Below are 18,434 nucleotides of genomic sequence, written 5' to 3'. Positions count from 1 at the left end.
TCTCCGCCCACAACACCTACGCCGACGACGGCGCCATGATCGACAAGGGCGTCGCCTTCGCCTCCAGCCACCTCGACATGGGTGGGCCGGCGACCGCGCCGGTCAGGAGCTTCGGCGGCTGAGCGATTGCTCAGCCGGACTTGGCATTCAGGAACGCCACGATTCCCTGGGTGACCGCGTTGGCGTAACGCGCGCGGCCGTCCGGGCTTTCCATCCGCGCGGCGTCCTCGGCGTTCCGCATGTTGCCGAGTTCGACGAGGATCGCCGGGTACTGGGCCAGGTTCAGCCCCGCAAGGTCGTCGCGGCCGTAGAGGCCGTTCGAGCCGATGTAGTTGGCCGGCTGAAAGCCAGCCTGCGCCAAGGCATCCCGCATCGCGGTGGCCAATTGGACGGCGGGGCCGGCCTGGACGTCGTTCAGGGGCGGGCTGGAGTAGTTGACGTGGAATCCGCTGCCGGACGCGGGTCCGCCGTCGGCGTGGATGCTCACGATCGCGTCGGGGCGCATCGCGTTGGCGGCCGCGGCGCGCTGATCCACGCAGGGGCCGACGGAGCCGTCGTCACCGCGCGACAACTGGGTACGCACGCCCAGCTGGTTGAGCGACTGGTTGATCAGCGCCACGACCGCCCAGGTGAACGCGTGCTCGGGATAGCCGTCGTTGGTGGCGGCCCCGGATGTCTGGCAGGCCTTAGTCCCGCCGCGGCCGTTGGGGACCTGCTGGTTGATCGATGCGTCGTTCACGGCGTTGTGGCCCGGGTCGAGGAAGACGGCCGACCCGGCGACGGAGGCGGAGGCGGAGGGAGCGGTTACCAGGGCCCCGGCGCCGAGCAGCGCCGGAGCCAATCTCAGCACGTCGCGACGGGAAATGGGTCCCGGCCGGCCGGGGCGGTCAGTCACCGCGCGATGGTAACAATCAGCGCTCCTGCACGGCAGCCAGCAGGGCGTCGCCGACGCTCTTCAGGAAGGTCGCCGGCACGCTGTAGCCGCAGGTCGTCATCCGCAGCCTGCCCTCGAAGGTGGTGATGCCGGTGACGTACTCGCCCTCGGTCTGGCTTTGCACCACCGGGCCCCACACCGCCGTGGGCCGCAGCGCGCCCGAGCCGTCGAGGTTCTGCACGCCGAGGTTCGTGACGATCATCTCGAACGGGCAGACGCGGCTGAACAGTTCTTCGGCGTGGTCGACTTCGGCGTCGACCGCGATCGCTTCCGAGACGGCTTGCGAGGCGGTGCGGATTCCACGCGCCGACCGCGCGACGTCGAGGTGTGCGGTGGTCGCGCGGGCCTGCTCCCAGAACGAAACACCATCCCAGGGCGACAGGCCGGTCCAGGTCGATTGGATGAAGAGGCCGCAGTCGCCGCCGACGCCTATCAGCCCCCGGAAGTTGATCGGGTTGAGCACTCGCACAAAGTCTTCGCCACGCACGGCGGCCCGGACGCGGCACATCGCGACGACCAGCGCCGCGTGCACGGTGGTGCGTTCCTCGCGGCATCGCTGGGCCAGCAGCGCGGTGTCCACTTCCGCCATCGCCATGGTGTGCACGTTGGTCGGGGCGCCGTCGAACGGGCGGATGGCGCTGGGCACCCGCATGCGTGGATCGTCGGGCAGCTCCAGTGGCGCGATCTCGCCCAGCGTGCGGGCGACGAGGTCCTCCTGGGCTTGGGGCACAGGCAGATTGGGCAGGTCCGCGCCGTTGAGCGCGGCAACGACATCCTTGAGCACCAGCACCGAGGAAATCCCGTCGGCGAGCGTGTGGTCGAACGTCAGCACCAGCGCACTGCCGGTTCGCCCCTGCAGCAGCGACGCGCGCATCAGCGGCGCACGCGAGCGGTCGAATGGCCGGCTGAGCTCGTCCGCCGCGACGGGCTCCCACGACTCGGCGCGGTGGACGGTCAGGGTGATCGGTGGGACGGTGGCGGCGCGGTAGAAGCCGAGCCGCGAGCCGGGCTGGTCCTCAACGTGTGCGGACAACAAGGGATGTCGTCGTTGCGCGGCGGCCAGCGCAGGCCTCACCTTGTTTGCGGTGAGCACTTGGTCGAACTCGGCAACGAGCGAGAAGTGTGTCGGATTGCGTTCGCTGTAGCGATAGAAGAGCCGTTCCATGGCACCGATGGGGCGAATAAATTGTGCTGCGATCACCAAGTCTCCAAACGTCTTTGAGGCACTGCGACACACTGCAGACGGCCGCCGGCGACGTTTGGTTCAGCACGGTGCGCGAAATCGGTTGAGCGTTAACGCAAATGTCACGCGGGCTCAGACGTCGGTCAACGCCCGGGCCGCCGCGCGGAACATGGTCTGCTTGATCGCCCCCAGCGTGCCGGGGTCCTTGCCGCCCAGCGGGCGCAGCAGGTCGGTCGCCGCGGCGGTCACCTCGGCCTCGGCGGCGGTCGCGTCGACGATGCCGAATTCGGCGGCCTCCTCCCCGCCGAACCGGCGCCCGGTCGTCATCGAGGCCACCGCGGCGCGGGGCGTGAGCTTGGCCTGGATCAGGGCGGCCATGCCGTCGGTGAACGGGATGCGGATGTCGACCTCGGGGAAGCAGAAGAACCCGTGGTCGGCGCGCATCACCCGCACGTCGTGGGCCATCGCGAGCATGGCGCCGGCGCCGAAGGCGTGCCCGGTCACCGCGGCGGCCGTCGGCATCGGGAAGGTGAGGACGCGGGCCAGCAGGGCCTGCACCCGCGCGACGTAGGACTGGGTCTGGTCGGGGTGAGCGCCCAGCCAGTCCAAGTCCAGGCCGTTGGTATAGAACTTGCCGCCCGCGGTGGTGACCAGGCCCTGCGCGCCGGCCTGCTGGATTTCGTCGAGCTGCCCGTTGATCGCGTCGAGAAACTCTGGGGAGAAACGATTCTCGTCCTCGCCGAGGCGCAGAATCGCGATCTTGTCGTCCCAACTCAGTGTCGGTGTCATGTCGTGGCCCTTTCTCTGGTCCTGCCTCGGGGCGCCCCGAGGTCGAGCACGGCGGCGACCGCCGCGCGCAGTCGTTCCCGGGCGTCAGGGTCGTCGATCCGGTTGCGGCGCAACAGGATCGCGGTCGGTAGGTCGACGATGCACGTCGTGATGACGTCGACGGCCGCGGCGTCCTTGCGGTCCCACAGGCGGCGGGCCAGCCGGATCATCGTCTCCACCAGCAGCCGGTCCAGGTCACGCAATTGGGTGGCGATGTCGGGCGGCATCTCCGGACCCAACAGCTCGTCACGGCGCACCGTCAGCAAAAGTTGCGACGACTCGGGGTGGGTTTCGGCGAACACGGCCGGCGCCTCGGCCGCCGCCACCACGGCGGCGACGCCGTCTTGGTCGGGGGCGGAGTCGATCAATTCGCTTTGGGCGCTGAGGAATCGGTGCCCGGCCCGCAGCCAGGTGCGCCCGACGAGTCCCGCGCGCGAGCCGAACGTGTGGTACAGCGCGCCGTTGGATACGCCGATCGCGTCACTGATCGCGCGAATCGTGACCGACGCCGGCCCGGAGCGCACCGCCAGCCGTTCGACGGCATCCAGGATCCGGTCCTGGTCGTGAACGCGGGGGCGCGGCATGCCGTCATAGTAACAGAGCGATCGCTCTATTATGGGTTTACGTGATCGCAGCAACCGCTTAACACGCTCGGCAGTTGAAACCCGTTTGACAGCGAGCGCCGACCGGGAACCCCCTGCTCATGGGTAAGGTCACTCAGGTCAACGAAGAAGCGCTGTTGGCGGACCTCGGCTGGCAACTCGTCGGTGAGTTCCCGCGCATCCCGGCGGAGGTCGTCGGCGCCCTCATCCGCGAAGAGCATGCCCGGTTCACGCACAGCCGGATACGGGATTTCGTTCCGTTGTTTGTGGAGAAACACACCCGTGAGGAGCTCAGGCACCGGTCGAACTAGCTACTTCAGGTTGAATGCCTCCCGCGAGAGGCGGAAGAAGTGACCGGTGCCGGAGTCGGTGCAGGTGACGGCGGCGGGTTCGCCCTTGCAGGTGAGCGCAGCCACGGAACGGGTGTCGCCGGCTTGCAGCGTCGGCAGCCCGACTCCGCGGGTGGTGTCCGTGTGGCAGACCATCGCCGGCGAGCTGCCCTGCACGATGTCGACTTGGTCGCCGAAGGCCCCCATGCAGGACTGCGGGCGGGGCGGCATCACGTAGGTGGGGTCGGTGACGCCGCAGGACGCGCGGGGCGCATCTGCACCGAAAGCCGCCATCACGCAGGTGACGTCGCCCGAGGGTGACTGGAAGTGGTAGAACGGCTCCGCGTGCGCGGGGCCCGCCGCGGTCGCGGCCGCCAGGAGCGGAACCGCGGCGACCATCGATGCCTTCATGATGACGTTGTAGTCCTTTCGGGCGGCCGGGTGAAGGCCCCCGCGCAAACTTATTTCAGGATTATCGGTCCGGTCCACCGGCGCACAGGCTTACGCTCAGCAAATGATGCGGTCCCTCGTTCTCGCCGCCGCGGCGGTCGCGGCCGCCACCGCCGTGCCGGCGACCGCGCACGCGGACACCCAGAACTTTCAATCGCCGTCCGGCAACATCTACTGCGTCCTGGGCGGCTTCGGTGTGGCGTGCGACATCAGCGACTTCGACTACCAGCCACCGCCGCCACCGGAGTGCGGCAAGCATCTCGCCTGGGGCAACCGCTTCGTGTTGAACCTGGGCGAGCCGGCCGCCATCCACTGCCACGGCGACACCCTGCGCGTCGCCGGCGAGCCGACCCTCGACTACGGCCAGACCCTGTCCGCGGGCACGATCACCTGCGACAGTGAGCCGTCGGGCGTGACGTGCACCGACAGCAGCACCGGGCACTATTTCCGGGTGTCGCGGGATTCCTACGACCTCGGCTGAAAGCAACCATACAAAATAGTATGGTACGGTCGGCGCCATGTCCGCGGTCGACACACACCCGACGTACGGGATCACCGACGACTTCGTCGCCCGGTTGGCCGAGCGCGCCGAGGAGGCCGAGCGGCTGCGCCGGCTGCCCGCGGCGACGGTCGACGAGTTCCGGCAGACCGAGCTGTTCCGGCTGTTGCTGCCCGCCCGGTTCGGCGGCCTGCAGGCCTCGTTTCCCGAACTGCTGCAACCGATTCGGCGGATGGCGCACGGCTGCGCGTCCAGCGCCTGGACGCTGGGCTTCTACGCCCTGCACAACTGGATGCTCTCGCTGTTCGACATGCGGGCCCAGGAGGAGGTGTTCGCCGCGGGGCCGGTGCTGGCACCCGCTCCCCTGGCCCCCACCGGCCGCGGCACCCCGGCCGACGGCGGGGTGCGCCTGACCGGCCGGTGGTCGTGGGCGACGGGCGCGATGGACGCCGACTGGATGATGGTCGGGGCGCTCGTCGAGCGGCCGGACCGCATCGATCCGGCGCTGGTGCTGCTGCCCGCGGCGCAGGTCGAGGTCGTCGACACCTGGCACACCGCGGGCATGCGCGGCACCGGCTCCCACGACGTCGTCGTCACCGACGCCCTCGTCCCCGAGCACCGCCTGGTCGCGGTGGCCGACATCTACGGCGGGACGGCGCCGGGCGCGCGGGCCCATGACGCGTCGACGTATCGGTGGCCGATGGTGCCCGCGCTGGCGCTGGTCGCCTCGATGCCGGTGCTCGGTGCGGCGGAGCGGGTGACCGAACTGTTCGCCGAGCGCCTGGGCGAGCGCGTTCTGGCGTACAGCGGTGTGGCGCAGAAGGATCAGCCCGCCGCGCAGATCCGGCTCGCAAGCGCGCGGGTGCGGTTGCGCGCGTTGCGGGCGTTGGTTGACGAGACCGCGGGCGGCATCGACCGGATGGTGTCGGCCGGCGAGCGGGTGAGCCGCTCGGTGCGGGCGGAGGCCCGGCTGGCGGCGGCCCACACCGTGCACGAGAGCAGGGCGATCATCGCCGATCTGGTGGAGGCCTCCGGGGCCAGCGCGCAGTTCCTGTCGAATCCATTGCAGCGCTTCAAACGCGACGTGGACATCGCGGCGGGGCACGTGGTGTTCGATTACGACGTGAGCCGAGAGTTGGCCGGGGCACTGGCGATTGGGGCCAAGATCTCCCCGATCGCGATGGTCTAGTCCTTGAGCATCAGCTCGAGGAAGCGTTCCCGTTGCGCCGACTGTTGCGCCTGCTGGGCGGAGCCGGCCAGGTGCAGCAGGCCGATGCCGGCGGCGAACGTCAGCTGGGCGCGCAGCTTGGCGTCCTCGGCGCCGAAGCCGTAGTCGCTGTAGGCCTTGGTGACGGCGCGCAGCAGGCGCCGGTCGGCGGCGCGGATGTTGGCGGCGGCGACCGGGTCGGTGCGGGCCCATTCGCGCATCGCGCGTTCGAGCGTCCAATATCCCGGGCTGGTCAGCGCGGTCATCATGGCGGACAGGCGTTCTCGCGGGGGCAGCGCGTCGAGTTCCGCCAGCGACCGCCGGTCCTTGTCCAGGAAGGTGTTCCAGGAGTCGACCAGCGCGTTTCGGTAGCTGTCCATGTCGGCGAAGTGCCAGTAGAAGCTGCCGCGGGTGACGCCGGCCTGTTGGCAGAGGCGCTCGATCTTCAGGGCACGCACCCCCTGCTCGGCGAGCAGCGTGTAGCCGGCCTGCAGCCAGTCCTCGACGGTCAGGCGCGGGGGCTTGCGCGCGGTCACAAGCTGCAAGGTTACGGGTGGACACGGCCCGGGGTGCCCGATCGCGCCGGCCGTCCCCTCCCCGTCCTCGGTGAATTCCTCCCGAACACGCGGCGAACCCGTGGGTCTGGGTATGGCATGCGTGTAATGTCCGGGTTTGCTAGCCGAGAAATTCCTGTTAACTCTTGGCCGCTTTGCTCGGCCGAAGGATCAGGGGGTGCCGTGACCGAGGTGTCCGAGCGGTCGGCGGCGATCGATGCCGACGAGGTCGTGGTGTCGTTGCAGGACGAGTCCCTGCTGCTCGGCGGTGACCCCGCCGCCGTCGAGTCCTATCTGAGCAAGCTGCGCGCGACCGCCGGGCAGGGGTTGCGCATTGCCGGCATCGACAGCGCCTCGTTGGCGAACGCGGCGATCGCCGGGCTGGCCTCGCTGCTGGCCGACTCCGGCAAGTACGTCCAGCTGCACCGCGACACCGTGGAGGCGCTGAAGGAAGGCAACCTGGTCCCGGTCGCCGACGGCTTTTTCCGGTTGACGACGGGCGCCGATGACGTCTTTGCCTATTTGCAGTGGCGACCCGAGCTGCTCGGTCCCGAGGTGATGCTTTCGGCGCAGATGCTTGCGGTGCAGATGGCGTTGAAGTCCGCGGTCGCCGAGGTCGAGGACGCCGTCCGGCGGGTGGAGGACAAGGTCGAGGCGGTGCTCGAGGTCGCCAGGGCGCAGCGCGCCGGCGACGTCCTGGGCAACAGCCTGACCGTCTCGCGGATGGTCGAGTCGCTGGAGAAGTACGGGTCGCTGCCCGATGCGTACTGGGATTCGGTCGCCGCGCTGGGGCCGGCGCTCAATGTCGCCGTCTCGCAGCTGCGCAATCACGTGAGCCGCGTCCTGGCGTCCTTCGATCACGGCCTGCCCGTGCAGCAGCGCGCCGCGAAGCTGCGAAATGCCATCGGCGACAACCGGCTTGGCGACACCCTGAGCCTGCTGGTGATCGCCGAGGAGGCGCTGCACAAGTGGCAGCGGCTGAACCTCGCGCGGATCGAGACCAAGGAGCCCGATCAGCTGCTGCGGGCGATCGACGAGGCTCGCGAGCTCGTCGACCATCACTTGCGCGAAGACCTCGACATCTACCGGAGCGCGAAAGAAGTGCTCGACCGCTTCGGGCAGTCCAAGGCGGTTGACGGCTTCCGGTTCTGGGCGGTGCGCGAGCTGGCCAAGCAGGGCGTCGCCCTGCGCGACGAGCTCGACCGCTTCGCGAAGGCGCGCCAGCACCAGGTGGAGACCTGGGAGGACTTCCACATCCCGAGTGTCTTGGACGCCGCCGTCGCCACGTTGGGAGCCGTCGGGAGCGTCACGGGCCGGGCGTTCGTGGCCGTCGGCCGCGGGGTCGTCTACTTGGGCGGGCACGTCGTGGGGCCGTTCCGCGGGCGTGGTGATGACGGCTCTGAAGCCGGCAGCTCTGATCTCGAGGAACACCAGCCGGCGTGCTGAGCAGCCGTCGTTGACTGCGGTCCAGGCCGCCTCGATACTCCACCAGTACGGCCGCCGGCGCTCGCCGGCGCTTGGCCCGCGAAGGAGGTCGGCGTGATCGATTTGGGGCTCACGGGCAAGCGTGCGGTGGTGTCGGGCGCGGGCTACATCCCCGAGCGTGCGGGCCACGGCTGGTTCACGTCGCTGGTTCTTGCCGAAGCGGGCGCCTCGGTGGCCTGCATCGACATCGACGAGCAGCGCGCGGAACAAGTTGCCGGCGAAATCGTCGGCCGGGGCGGTCACGCCGTCCCGATCGTCGCCGACATGACCGACCCCGAGCAGGTCGGCCGGGCGATCGATGACGTCGAGGCGGCGCTGGGCGGTATCGACGTCTGCGTCGACATCATCGGTGGCGCCACCTGGTCGAAGGTCGAGGACTTCACCCCCCAATTGTGGGACGCGGCAATCCATTACAACCTGAATCAGGTGTTCTACCTCTTCCAGGCGGTGTCGCGGTACATGATCGCCCAGGGCAGCGGAGGATCGTTGGTCGCGGTCGCGTCGGTCGACGGCATCGCCTCGGCGACCTATCACGCCGCCTACGGAGCCGCCAAAGCGGGCGTCATTTCGCTGGTCAAGACCTTCGCGGATGAGCTGGGCCGCTACGGCATTCGCGCCAACGCGGTCGCGCCGGGCAATGTGGGCAGCGGCAACGAGGATCAGCCGCCCGGTGAGTACAACGTCAACGGGATCAATCCGCTGGCGGCGCCACGCGCGCATGACATCGCCAACGCCGCGTTGTTCCTGTCCTCCGAGCTGGCCGCCCGCATCACCGGTCAGACGCTCGTCGTCGACGGCGGTGCCACCATCCGCCAGCTGTGGGGGCTGGGCGAGTCGATGATCCCGGCCGACCCGGAGGAGGCGCTGCCGGACTTCATGCGGCCTGGGCCGTCGGGCGGCTAGCGCGGGTGGATTAGCGGCAGGCCCGGCACCGAGCTCCTGCCTTTGAGGACGTATGGCGTTGTGATCGAGCCGATGTAGATATCGCGCATGTCTTCGCCGCCCCAGGCGATGCTGGTCGGGCTTTGTAGCAGCGCGCCCTCCGGGTCTTCGATCACGGTTGTCGCGCGGCCGTCCGGGCTGATCGCGACGATCTTATTGGCCAAAACGAGTGTGACCCAGAGGTTTCCCTCGGCGTCGAACGCACATCCGTCGGCCATCCCCCACCGGCGGCCCACCTCCGGATCGGCCATTAGGCGGCCAGCGTCGGGGCCGAACTCGTCTGGGCGCCGCCCTCCCAGCGGCGGGCCGAATCGTTCTTCGGACCCCAGCGTTTCGCCCTCTATCGGAAACCGCACGACATCGGCGGCCACCGTGCGGACCACATACAGATAATTTTCGTCGCGATCCAGCGCCATGCAGTTCGGGAAGCTCACCCCGTCAGCGACCACTCGCACCGATCGGCGATCCGGTGCGACCCGGAAGATGAACCCGTCCGCGGTGCCCCGCGCGATCGTATCCATGAGGTCGTCCGACATCGTGCTCACCGAGCACCACAGCGCCCCAACGGAATCCACTAGAACGAAGTTCAGCCATCGCAGCCGGCACCCGTCGAGTTCGTCGCTCAGCACTTCTGCGATCTCGCCGGTCTCCGGCTCGAGATCCTGAAGCACGCCGAGACCCCAATTAGCGATCAGAAAGTGGCCGTCGCAGTCCAGTGCGATGCCGTTCGGCTCGCCGCCCGCCTGCCCAATACGCCGAATGGCGTTCTCGTCGACGAGCTCTGCGACAGCGGACGCCTTGTCGGAGGCGAACACCCGGCCATCGCTGGCAACCACAACGTGTTCCGGGCGATCCACTCCGCGGCCCACGGGGCACAAATCGGTCACCGCGATAGTGGTCTCGCCCGTTTCGTTCATTGATGCCCCTTGTGGACTCTTAGCAGCCCAAACTCAGGCTAGCGGCGGAGTACTCCTGACCGATGCGCAAACACGACAGGTTTCTCGTCTCATTTGCTGCGATCTCTTGCCAGCCAATTCTCTGCAAGGCCGGTCGTACTGGTTGTGGCCTCTCGTTGGACCCAGGCTGGTCGGCTATGCGGCGACGGTTGCGGGTGCTGACCTGGTTCGACGACAGCACGAATCGGTGGGTGGTCGGGCTCATCACTATCACCGACGAACGGTTGACAAACACCTTCGACTTGGCGATGTCGACGAAACCTATTCTGCGTAGTGCAGATGTGGCAGTTGTGAATTTTGGACGCAACGAGTCTCGGAGCGTTGCAATCGCGGCCATTTACCACAGAACCGACGAACGTAACGTTGTCACCGAATACGCCACAGTCGACTTCGACCGCCACTCCGACGCCTTCGACCTCCACAAGCTGAGCATCAACGCCGAGCTCCGCGAAAGAGCCCGGTGACGTAAATCGCGAATTACGGTGGCTTCTTAAGGGCCACATAGCCGACAGGCGAAAGACCCAGCATACGGCAATCGGCCCCACTCGAAGAGCACGACGTAAGGAGCGACATGAACGGCGTTCACAGCCCGAGCGAACCGACCTCTGTCGACTGGCACCTCCCCACACTCGCTCGCGTGTGGGACTACCAAAGCAGGGCGATCATCGCGGGCGCTGACCGGCTCGAGGCCCTTATCCCGGCCGACCGGGCGCGCTCGCTGGAGGCGCTCGGCGACCGGGTGCGCACCCTCGTTCGGGCACTCGACGACAGCTGGCTCGTCGCAACGGCCGTCTTCATGGTCGAAGATCTCTACAAGTCATTCTTCCGCGAATTCCGCTGGTCATCGGGCGTCGCCGACTACATCGCCGGCAGCGCCGGCGTGTTCATGCACGAGTTCACCGAGCGCGGGTTCGTGCTGAACTACGTCATCGACAACACCGAGTCAGAAGCCGACCTCGCCCAGATGCTCACCTACGTGCCAGAAGTCTTCCGAGCGGCGGGCCTGCTTGTCGTCGGACCGCAACTCATGGCACTCGAGATCATGGAGCGCATCGAAGGTCGACCGCGAGATGTCGCCGCGATCCGGTCCACGATTGACGAGGGCCAACACCTTGCCGAAGAGTTCGTCACCCAGTGCCACACGGATCGCCGGTCGTATGTGTACCTCAATCTGCAACTCGCCGAGGATAATTCGGGGCTATCGCCCGACGTTGCCCTGTCGAATGCCGACGCACCTGGGACCTTGGTGGTTTTTCGCAATCAGCCTCCGGCCGCCGGGACGACGGTGGAAGTTTCCGCACCACCTGGAGTGACGATGCCGACCGTCTGACCCCGCCCGGCGCTTCGGGTCAGCCAACCGGACCCAGTTGGGCGACAACCCATCCGGCCCACACTGAAGGCCTCAATGCGCGGTCCCGCTTCGGTCGCATCACTCATTAGCCGTTCAAGTCGCGGCGCTAGCTTTCAGCGAAGCCAGCGCACCGGCGCTGAGCCGGGCAAGCTCCTGCGCCTCATCTGAGGTGAGGGCGTCCGCCAAAATCTCGGCCATCCGCCGGTTGGTCGCCTGCTCAACCTCGGCGTAACGCTCCTTCTTGTCCGCGCCGTCGGCCAACGGCTCCGGCCAACCGAACATCGCGGCGTACTGGCGGCCCTTGTTGAGCATGTGCGCCTCGACGGGGGTGATACCCGAAATGGTGAGGGCGTTGAAATGCACACCGCCGCGCAGCTCCCGCAGGATCTGCATGACCTGCAGCGCCCGCGCGGGCGCGTCGCCGGCCAGCGGCATGGTGCGCCAGCCGGCATACAGCGGCAGGCCCGCGTCCGGTGCCACCGCGATGATCTTCTCCCCCAGCGCCGCGATGCGGTCCAGCCCTTCGGCGCTGGCCAGGTGCCTACGGCCGAAGCCGGCGATCTGTTGCCAATACAGCTCGGCCGCCGCGGTCGCACCACGTACCGGAACGCCTTCCTCCCACAGACCACGCAGGAGGTTGGGCTCGAACACCACGAACACCGACGTGACCGTGACGGCTGTGGCCTCGCCCAGCACCCCGCCGCGGCCGGCAACGTATCCGGCGATCGGATTCTGGTATCCGGCCGCGGTGCTTTCGGCGAGGGTCTCGGGGTGCAGCATGAACACCGCGACCGCTTGTTCGATAGGCGAACCCGCGGCGACGGCGGCGTCGAGCACCTCGTTGTGACTCACGGCTTTTCTCCTCGAGATTCGGTTCGTGCCGCTATCCCATGCTGCGTGGGTCGACGCTACTCCTGGCGATCGCGGCGACGACTTCGAGGACGTCAGCGGCTTCTTCGACCAAGGCGTCGGTGGCCGTCGCGGCGATGAGTTCGTCGACCTGGCCTTGATCGAAACGGTGATCCAGCCGGGCGTCTCGCCGCCCGATTTAAGGCCGTGGCGGCAACGCAGCCAACCATCCCTCCGCAAGCAATTCCAGCAACTGCCCATCAGGATCCCGAATCATCGCCATCGCCTCGGTCACCGTCGCCTCGACCACCGCTCCCCCGAACTCAGCCACTCGAGCCAGCGCGCCCGGGAGATCGGACACCGAAAACGAAATATGCGTCAGCCCAACCTGATCCATGACCCGCTCCGACCCGGCGTGAACCTGACGCTTCGAGTAATCCATCAACTCGAGCACAAACCCGTCGCGTACCAAGTACGTCGCGTGCACCCCGAGCGGCTCGGGAAGTTGCACCAGCTTCGACGTCGGGCCGTCGGGCGGATCGAGCTCCCACCAGAACTGGAACCCGAGCACATTTTCGTAGAAACGCCGCGACCGCTCGCGATCGGAGACGCACAATCCGACATGGTTGAAGGTCGTACGGTGACTACTCATCGTGGCCTTTCTCGACGGAACCGACCAGCGTAATAATGCAAAGATAGTGTAGAAAGCCGATGTCGCCGGGTGGAGGAGCAACCAGATGACAACCCGTCCCGACGTCGCCGAAGACGCCATCGTCGACTTCGACCACCACTCCGACGCGTTCAACCTCAACGAACTGACGATCAACAAAGAGCTAAGACAGAAATGCCCCGTCGCCTGGAACAAGAACTACGGCGGCTTCTGGTACCTCAGCAGCTACGACGCGGTGAGCCGAACGGCCAGAGACGGCGACACCTTCGCCCACAAGTACGAGCCCAACTCAACAGATGGCGTCGACTACCAGGGCGAGATGGGCGTCCCGCGCCCCGACGGCCAGCCGGCCCTGGGCATCGGCGAGGTCGACGGCCCCTACCACCAGGCCCTACGGCACGCCCTGGCCCCGTTCTTCTCCCCCGGCGCCGTCCAGAAACTCAAGCCGTTCATGGAACAGAAGGCCCACGAGTTCCTCGACCAGAAAATCGAGGACGGCCGCATGGACCTCGTCCTCGACTACGCCAGCCCGGTCCCCGCCATCCTCACCATGAAGCTGATGGGCCTGCCCCTCGACAACTGGCACCTCTACGCCAACCTCTTCCACTCCGTCATGGCCGTCCCGCAGGACAGCGACGAGTACGCAAACGCCATCGGCAAAGTCCCCAAATTGATGGAAGAGGTCCTCGAGTACGCCGCCGGCAGGCGAGCCAAACCCGAAGACGACCTGACCAGCTTCCTGATCCAGTTCGAGTTCGACGGCCACCGCCTCACCGACGAACAGCTGCTCAACATCCTGTGGAACCTCATCGGCGGCGGCGTCGACACCACCACCTCCCAAACCGCGCTCACGCTCCATCACCTGGGCACCCACCCGGACCTGAGGCAACAACTCATCGACCACCCCGAGCTGTACCGCACCGCCACCGACGAATTCCTGCGCTACTTCTCGGTCAACCAAACCCTCAGCCGCACAGTCACTCACGACGTCGAACTCAGCGGCAAACGCCTGAGAAAGAACGACAGGGTCGTCATCAGCTGGCTCTCGGCCAACCACGACGAAAAAGAATTCCCGAACCCCGACGAGATCATCCTGGACCGCGCGCCCAACCGGCACGTCGCGTTCGGCCTCGGCCCGCACCGCTGCATCGGCTCGCACCTCGCGCGCCTCATGGCCGAGGTCATGGTGAAAGCCGTCCTCGACCGCATCCCCGACTACCGAGTCGACGTCGACAACGTCCACCAATACCTCGGCAACCCCAGCATGACCGGGCTCGGCACGCTGCCGGTCACCTTCACCCCCGGAGCGAAACGAGGCTAGATGCCCGCCAACCCGATGACACACATGCTGGGTCCGTTCACCCGCACCGGCGGCTTCTACGCCCGCTCCTGGGGCACCTACCTGGATCGGCAGCCCGACGAGCTGCCGGTGGCCCGGCCCACCATCGCGCTCGCGGCCCAGGCATTCCGCGACGAGATCCTGCTCAGCGGCTTCAGCCTGCTGCGCCGAGCCCCCGACGCCAAGACCCTCGAACGGATCGACACCGAAGTGCTTGCCGCACAAGACTTCTACACAGACAAGGGCTGGCTCGACAATCCCGAGGGATTCTTCGCCCCGCCCCCACCCCTGACCGACGTGACGGTCAAACGCGTGAGCAACATGGGACGCCACTACGAGCGGCTGTCCTTCGACAGCGGCTACGAACCCCACGACGGCGAACCCGGCAGCGACCGCTGGCGCAGCTACACCGGCAACAACCGCGAATACGCGCTGATGTTCCGGCACCGCCGGCCGCGGCCCTGGCTGATCTGCATCCACGGCGCGGAGATGGGACGCGCCGCGCTCGACCCGATGCTGTTTCACGCCTGGCACCTCTACCGGCAACTCGACCTCAACGTCGTGCTACCGGTACTCCCCCTGCACGGCCCCCGAGCCAGCGGCGGCCCGAAGTTCCCCAGCGAGGACGTGCTCGACGACGTGCACGGCGCGGCCCAAGCGGTCTGGGACATCCGGCGGCTGATCAGCTGGATCCGCGCGCAGCAGCCCGACGCGGCGATCGGGGTCAACGGCATCTCCCTCGGCGGCCTTATTTCGTCGCTGGTCGCCAGCCTCGACGACGGGCTCACCTGCGCCATCCTCGGCGTGCCCGCCGTCGACCTGGTGAACCTGGTCGGCCGTCACGCCGGCCTCAGCGGCCACACCGGTCTGCGCCACACGATGGAATCGGCAAAGCCCCTCGGCCGGATGATCTCGCCGCTGGCGCTGACCCCGCGCGTGCCCAAAGAGGGCCGCTTCATCTACGCCGGCCTCGCCGACCGCCTGGTGCACCCGCGCGACCAGGTCACCCGACTCTGGGAGCACTGGGGCAAGCCCGAAATCCAGTGGTACCCAGGCGGTCACACCGGATTCTTCCGCTCGCGGCCCGTACAGCGTTTCATCGACGACGCGCTCGTGCAGTCGGGACTGGCCGACAAGCGATGACCGCCTCCTACCTGCGCTGGATAGCGGCCAACGCGGCCAAGCCATTGGTCCACGCCTATCGGCGCACCGGCGCCGACGTTCCCTTCGGCGACCCGGTCCCTTCGCACGGCACCGAAATGGAGGGCTGGTTCTGGCGCCTCACCGACGCCGCCTCGGGTCGCGTCGTCGTCGCGCTGTGCAGTGTGAACCGGCACCCGGACGGCGACTGGGCCACCGTCGCGGTCGCGCTGCATCCCGGCGACGTGGTGCGCTCCGCGGTCGTGGATGCCGCCGAGGCCGAGTCGTCGACCTTCTCGGTGCACGCCGGGACCTTCCCCGACGCGCGTCTGGCGGCGTACCTCGATCGACTCCAGATCGACCTCGACGGAATCCACCTCGATTTGCATTTCACCGATCCGTTCAACTGGCCCAAGGCCTTCGGCGGCGGCGGCGTCTTCTCGTCGGTCCCGTTTCTGAACCAGTACTGGCATCCCTACCGGCTCGGCGGAAAGGCCACCGGCACAGTCGAATTCCGCGACCGCACGTGGTCTTTCAACGACGCCCGGCTCTACACCGAACGCAACTGGGGTGCGGGCTTCCCCGAGCGCTGGTGGTGGGGTCAGGCCCACGATTTCGGCGACGCCGACGTCTCGGTCGCGTTCTCGGGGGGCCTGCTTCAGCTCGGCCCGATCCGCAGGGATGTCACCGGAGTCGTCGTGCGCCTCGGCGACCGCGTCATCCGGGTCACCCCGCCGGCTCCGGTGCGATCGGAGGTCGGCGACGGGCGCTGGACCGTGTCCGCGCGCACCCGTCGCTACCACATCGAGCTGGACGGGGACGGCACCCGCGCGGATCCCCACGTCTTGCCGGTGCCGCTGCCCGCGCAGCGGCGCAACATCGACACCGACTTCGAGCACCTCGCGGGTCGATTGCGTTGCCGTGTGCGCGAATACGGCGAGGTGGTGTTCGACGGCACCTGCGAGCTGGCCGGCCTGGAGGTCGGCAGCCGGCCGGCCTAAATCGTTACGACGCCGTCCCTCTCATACCACCTGGCCACCACCCGGTAGAGTCACGAACTCGTGCGAATCGCAGTGACTGGTGGCACCGGGTATCTCGGTGCGCACATCGTCCGTGGCCTACTGAGCGCCGGCCATGAGGTGCGGCTTCTGGCCGAGCACGGCTGGGAGAATCCCGAACTGCTGCGCAGGTTTTCCGAATTCGGCTCGATAACCGTGTTAACCGGCGACGTTCGCGAGCCCGATACCGTGTCGACGCTGCTGGACGGCTGTGACGCCGTCCTGCACGCCGCCAGCGTGGTCGGGACCGACAGCCGGCGTGAGAACCTGATGTGGGAGATCAACGCGTTCGCGACCGAGTCGATCCTGCGTCAGGCACACGACCAAGGGCTGGACCCGATTGTCACGATCAACAGCTACGCCTCCCTCTTCTCGCCCGCGGTCTCGGTGATCGGGCCGGACACCCCCACGGCTGCGGGTCGGTCGGCCTACGCCAAGACGAAGGGTTACGCCGATCGTGCTGCCCGGCGGCTGCAAGACGAAGGGGCGCCGGTTGTCATTACTTATCCGTCCAGCGTGGTCGGTCCGGCCTTGGCGACCGCTCCCGGCATCACCGAACAGGGTTGGGCGCCGATCATCCGCGCTGGTGTGGCGCCGCGACTGCGGCACGCTGGAATGATGATGGTCGACGTGTGCGACGTCGCCGATGTGCATGTCGCGTCGATGCGCCCAGGCCACGGCCCGAAACGGTACGTGTGCGGCGGCGTGATGCTGAGCTTCGATGAGATGATCGATGCGCTCGAGGCGGGCTCCGGCCGTCACATCAGGCGAATTCCGTTGAACGGAACAGTGTTTCGGGCCCTGGGCAGGATCGCGGACGCCGTCGGGGACCGCCTTCCGCTCGGGGCCGGATTCAGTTTCGAAGCCGCACAACTGCTCACCGCGGCGACACCGACCGATGACTCCCGCACACTGGCCGAGCTGGGGGTGACCTGGCGCCCGCCGCGCGAGGCGATCATCGCGACGTTCGCCCGCCGCGGCGGAGACGAAGCCGCTTTCCGGCCCTAACGCCGGAAGCCGTCGGCAACCGGTCGAAGGCGTTCTCCCGCTGGGAAAGTCCGGCGGCCGTGATGATCACGACGCCGTGGCGTATTGCAGCACGGGCTCCGACGAATCGACGTGGCTGCCACTGATGATCCGCAACCGGTTCGGCCGCACCTCGTAGACGACGCCGTCGACCGGGTTAGTGACATCGAACCCGTCCCCGGCGCGCTCGGCGTTGGACAGCTCGATGTGCGCACCGTCCCTGATCCGCTCGCCGCGGTAGTAGTAACTGCCGCTGAGGTTTTCACACACCACGGCCAGCGACTTGGCGGTCCGCACGACGGCGGCCGGCGGGTTGCCCGGATCGCAGCGGGCCGTCTCGCCGACGAACCCCAACCCGTCGGCGCCGCGCACAGGAGCGGACAGCGTCGGCGTCTTCGGCGGCGGCGCGCTGGACGGGGCGGGCGATGGCGCCTGAGCCGTCCGAGCGGGCGTCGAGCCGCCTCGCGTCAACGCCGACGCCAGAGCCACCACGAGCCCTGCCACCACCAGCACGACCGCCGCCGCCGTGATCACGAACGCTCCGCGGCCGCCAACGGGCCGCCAACCGTCCGGCCGCGACGGCGGATCAACAACCGGATACGGGCTAAAGCCGGTGTCGTCCGGGTTCGGATAGACCGCCTCGAACGGGCGGGTGCCAAGGGGGCCCGCGCCGGCACCGACCGCGACCGGCTCGTACGCCGCGTTCACGGCCTCGCTGGCGGCCCGGGCGAGTTCACCCGCGGACGCAAAACGCGCCTCACGCCGTTTGGCCATGCCCACGGCGATGACGTCGTCGAAGGCCCGGCCCACGCCGCGACGCATGATGCTGGGTCGCGGCGCCGGCGAGAGTAGGTGGGCGCTCCTCCGCTCGGCCGGGTCGGACGCCTCGAACGGAGGCTGACCGGTCAGGCACTCGTAGAGCAGGCACGCCAGGGAGTACACGTCGGTCTGCGGCCCGACCCGGCCGGTGGTGAACCGCTCGGGCGCCATATACACCCGCGACGGGTCGCCGTGCCCGAGACCGAAGTCGAC

At 67.9% G+C, this 18,434-nt stretch carries 21 protein-coding genes and 1 pseudogene; 12 read left to right on the top strand and 10 right to left on the bottom strand.

What is annotated here, in order from left to right; genetic code table 11:
- A pseudogene (locus A5701_RS04325) lies at nucleotides 1-122 on the top strand (cutinase family protein); the annotation flags it as partial.
- Nucleotides 123-130: 8 nt separating this feature from the next.
- On the opposite strand, the gene A5701_RS04320 reads toward A5701_RS04325, so the two are convergent.
- From A5701_RS04320 to A5701_RS04305, 4 genes are all read right to left on the bottom strand, one after another.
- Nucleotides 131-865 (bottom strand): Rv3717 family N-acetylmuramoyl-L-alanine amidase, encoded by a 735-nt coding sequence (locus A5701_RS04320; protein ID WP_197504916.1) that lies wholly within the window; start codon nucleotides 863-865, stop codon nucleotides 131-133.
- A gap of 46 nt (nucleotides 866-911) precedes the next feature.
- Nucleotides 912-2,099 carry a condensation domain-containing protein gene (locus A5701_RS04315; protein WP_156669908.1) on the bottom strand — a complete coding sequence of 396 codons (1,188 nt, stop codon included), beginning with the start codon at nucleotides 2,097-2,099 and terminating at the stop codon, nucleotides 912-914.
- Between the two features lie 150 nt (nucleotides 2,100-2,249).
- On the bottom strand, nucleotides 2,250-2,906 hold the full coding sequence (locus tag A5701_RS04310; RefSeq protein ID WP_067749013.1) for an enoyl-CoA hydratase-related protein: 657 nt from the start codon (nucleotides 2,904-2,906) through the stop codon (nucleotides 2,250-2,252).
- Nucleotides 2,903-3,529 (bottom strand): TetR/AcrR family transcriptional regulator, encoded by a 627-nt coding sequence (locus A5701_RS04305; protein ID WP_067749004.1) that lies wholly within the window; start codon nucleotides 3,527-3,529, stop codon nucleotides 2,903-2,905. The genes A5701_RS04310 and A5701_RS04305 overlap by 4 nt, the downstream gene beginning before the upstream one ends.
- A gap of 119 nt (nucleotides 3,530-3,648) precedes the next feature.
- Here A5701_RS04305 and A5701_RS04300 point away from each other — a divergent pair, with 119 nt between their 5' ends.
- Complete coding sequence (locus tag A5701_RS04300; protein WP_067749001.1) at nucleotides 3,649-3,858, top strand: three-helix bundle dimerization domain-containing protein; 210 nt, start codon at nucleotides 3,649-3,651, stop codon at nucleotides 3,856-3,858.
- On the opposite strand, the gene A5701_RS04295 is transcribed toward A5701_RS04300, so the two are convergent.
- Nucleotides 3,859-4,287 carry a hypothetical protein gene (locus A5701_RS04295; RefSeq protein ID WP_156669907.1) on the bottom strand — a complete coding sequence of 143 codons (429 nt, stop codon included), beginning with the start codon at nucleotides 4,285-4,287 and terminating at the stop codon, nucleotides 3,859-3,861.
- A 103-nt stretch (nucleotides 4,288-4,390) separates the two neighbouring features.
- Between A5701_RS04295 and A5701_RS04290 the strand changes: the two genes are divergently transcribed.
- Nucleotides 4,391-4,807 carry a DUF6636 domain-containing protein gene (locus A5701_RS04290; protein WP_082969671.1) on the top strand — a complete coding sequence of 139 codons (417 nt, stop codon included), beginning with the start codon at nucleotides 4,391-4,393 and terminating at the stop codon, nucleotides 4,805-4,807.
- A 37-nt stretch (nucleotides 4,808-4,844) separates the two neighbouring features.
- On the top strand, nucleotides 4,845-6,014 hold the full coding sequence (locus A5701_RS04285; protein WP_067748995.1) for an acyl-CoA dehydrogenase: 1,170 nt from the start codon (nucleotides 4,845-4,847) through the stop codon (nucleotides 6,012-6,014).
- Here the strand turns inward: A5701_RS04285 and A5701_RS04280 are convergent.
- Entirely contained in the window at nucleotides 6,011-6,568 is a 558-nt protein-coding gene (locus A5701_RS04280) for a TetR/AcrR family transcriptional regulator (protein ID WP_067749026.1), read from the bottom strand. The genes A5701_RS04285 and A5701_RS04280 overlap by 4 nt on opposite strands.
- 201 nt (nucleotides 6,569-6,769) lie before the next feature.
- Between A5701_RS04280 and A5701_RS04275 the strand changes: the two genes are divergently transcribed.
- Complete coding sequence (locus tag A5701_RS04275; RefSeq protein WP_231972763.1) at nucleotides 6,770-8,032, top strand: hypothetical protein; 1,263 nt, start codon at nucleotides 6,770-6,772, stop codon at nucleotides 8,030-8,032.
- Nucleotides 8,033-8,125: 93 nt separating this feature from the next.
- Nucleotides 8,126-8,974, top strand: a complete 849-nt coding sequence (locus A5701_RS04270; protein ID WP_067748992.1) for an SDR family NAD(P)-dependent oxidoreductase — start codon at nucleotides 8,126-8,128, stop codon at nucleotides 8,972-8,974.
- Here A5701_RS04270 and A5701_RS04265 read toward each other — a convergent pair.
- Nucleotides 8,971-9,930: an SMP-30/gluconolactonase/LRE family protein gene (locus A5701_RS04265; protein ID WP_067748989.1), complete on the bottom strand. Its 960-nt coding sequence runs from the start codon at nucleotides 9,928-9,930 to the stop codon at nucleotides 8,971-8,973. The genes A5701_RS04270 and A5701_RS04265 overlap by 4 nt on opposite strands.
- A 62-nt stretch (nucleotides 9,931-9,992) precedes the next feature.
- On the opposite strand from A5701_RS04265, the gene A5701_RS04260 reads away from it, so the two are divergent.
- Nucleotides 9,993-10,433, top strand: coding sequence for a hypothetical protein (locus A5701_RS04260; protein ID WP_156669906.1), 441 nt, complete (start codon nucleotides 9,993-9,995; stop codon nucleotides 10,431-10,433).
- Between the two features lie 173 nt (nucleotides 10,434-10,606).
- Complete coding sequence (locus A5701_RS04255; protein ID WP_067748983.1) at nucleotides 10,607-11,299, top strand: hypothetical protein; 693 nt, start codon at nucleotides 10,607-10,609, stop codon at nucleotides 11,297-11,299.
- A gap of 114 nt (nucleotides 11,300-11,413) precedes the next feature.
- Here A5701_RS04255 and A5701_RS04250 read toward each other — a convergent pair whose 3' ends face one another.
- Both A5701_RS04250 and A5701_RS04245 read right to left on the bottom strand, forming a co-directional pair.
- Complete coding sequence (locus A5701_RS04250; RefSeq protein ID WP_369807383.1) at nucleotides 11,414-12,100, bottom strand: evbL; 687 nt, start codon at nucleotides 12,098-12,100, stop codon at nucleotides 11,414-11,416.
- Nucleotides 12,101-12,368: 268 nt separating this feature from the next.
- A complete protein-coding gene (locus tag A5701_RS04245) occupies nucleotides 12,369-12,821 on the bottom strand; it encodes a VOC family protein (protein ID WP_067748977.1) in 453 nt (150 codons plus the stop codon).
- A gap of 85 nt (nucleotides 12,822-12,906) precedes the next feature.
- Here A5701_RS04245 and A5701_RS04240 point away from each other — a divergent pair, with 85 nt between their 5' ends.
- From A5701_RS04240 to A5701_RS04225, 4 genes are read left to right on the top strand one after another with little or no spacing between them, the layout of a single operon-like run.
- Nucleotides 12,907-14,160, top strand: a complete 1,254-nt coding sequence (locus A5701_RS04240) for a cytochrome P450 (protein ID WP_067748975.1) — start codon at nucleotides 12,907-12,909, stop codon at nucleotides 14,158-14,160.
- On the top strand, nucleotides 14,161-15,321 hold the full coding sequence (locus tag A5701_RS04235; protein ID WP_067748972.1) for an alpha/beta hydrolase: 1,161 nt from the start codon (nucleotides 14,161-14,163) through the stop codon (nucleotides 15,319-15,321).
- A complete protein-coding gene (locus A5701_RS04230; protein WP_067748969.1) occupies nucleotides 15,318-16,319 on the top strand; it encodes a tocopherol cyclase family protein in 1,002 nt (333 codons plus the stop codon). The genes A5701_RS04235 and A5701_RS04230 overlap by 4 nt, the downstream gene beginning before the upstream one ends.
- Before the next feature lie 60 nt (nucleotides 16,320-16,379).
- Complete coding sequence (locus A5701_RS04225) at nucleotides 16,380-17,384, top strand: NAD-dependent epimerase/dehydratase family protein (protein WP_067748966.1); 1,005 nt, start codon at nucleotides 16,380-16,382, stop codon at nucleotides 17,382-17,384.
- A 66-nt stretch (nucleotides 17,385-17,450) separates the two neighbouring features.
- Here A5701_RS04225 and A5701_RS04220 read toward each other — a convergent pair.
- Nucleotides 17,451-18,434, bottom strand: a 984-nt coding sequence (locus tag A5701_RS04220; RefSeq protein ID WP_067748964.1) for a protein kinase, incomplete at its 5' end; no start/stop codon positions are given.

It is taken from the genome of Mycobacterium sp. E3305, assembly GCF_001666785.1.
Lineage (GTDB): Bacteria > Actinomycetota > Actinomycetes > Mycobacteriales > Mycobacteriaceae > Mycobacterium.
Note: the sequence above shows the minus strand (reverse complement) of the source record. Positions and strands in the feature narration are given on the sequence as shown.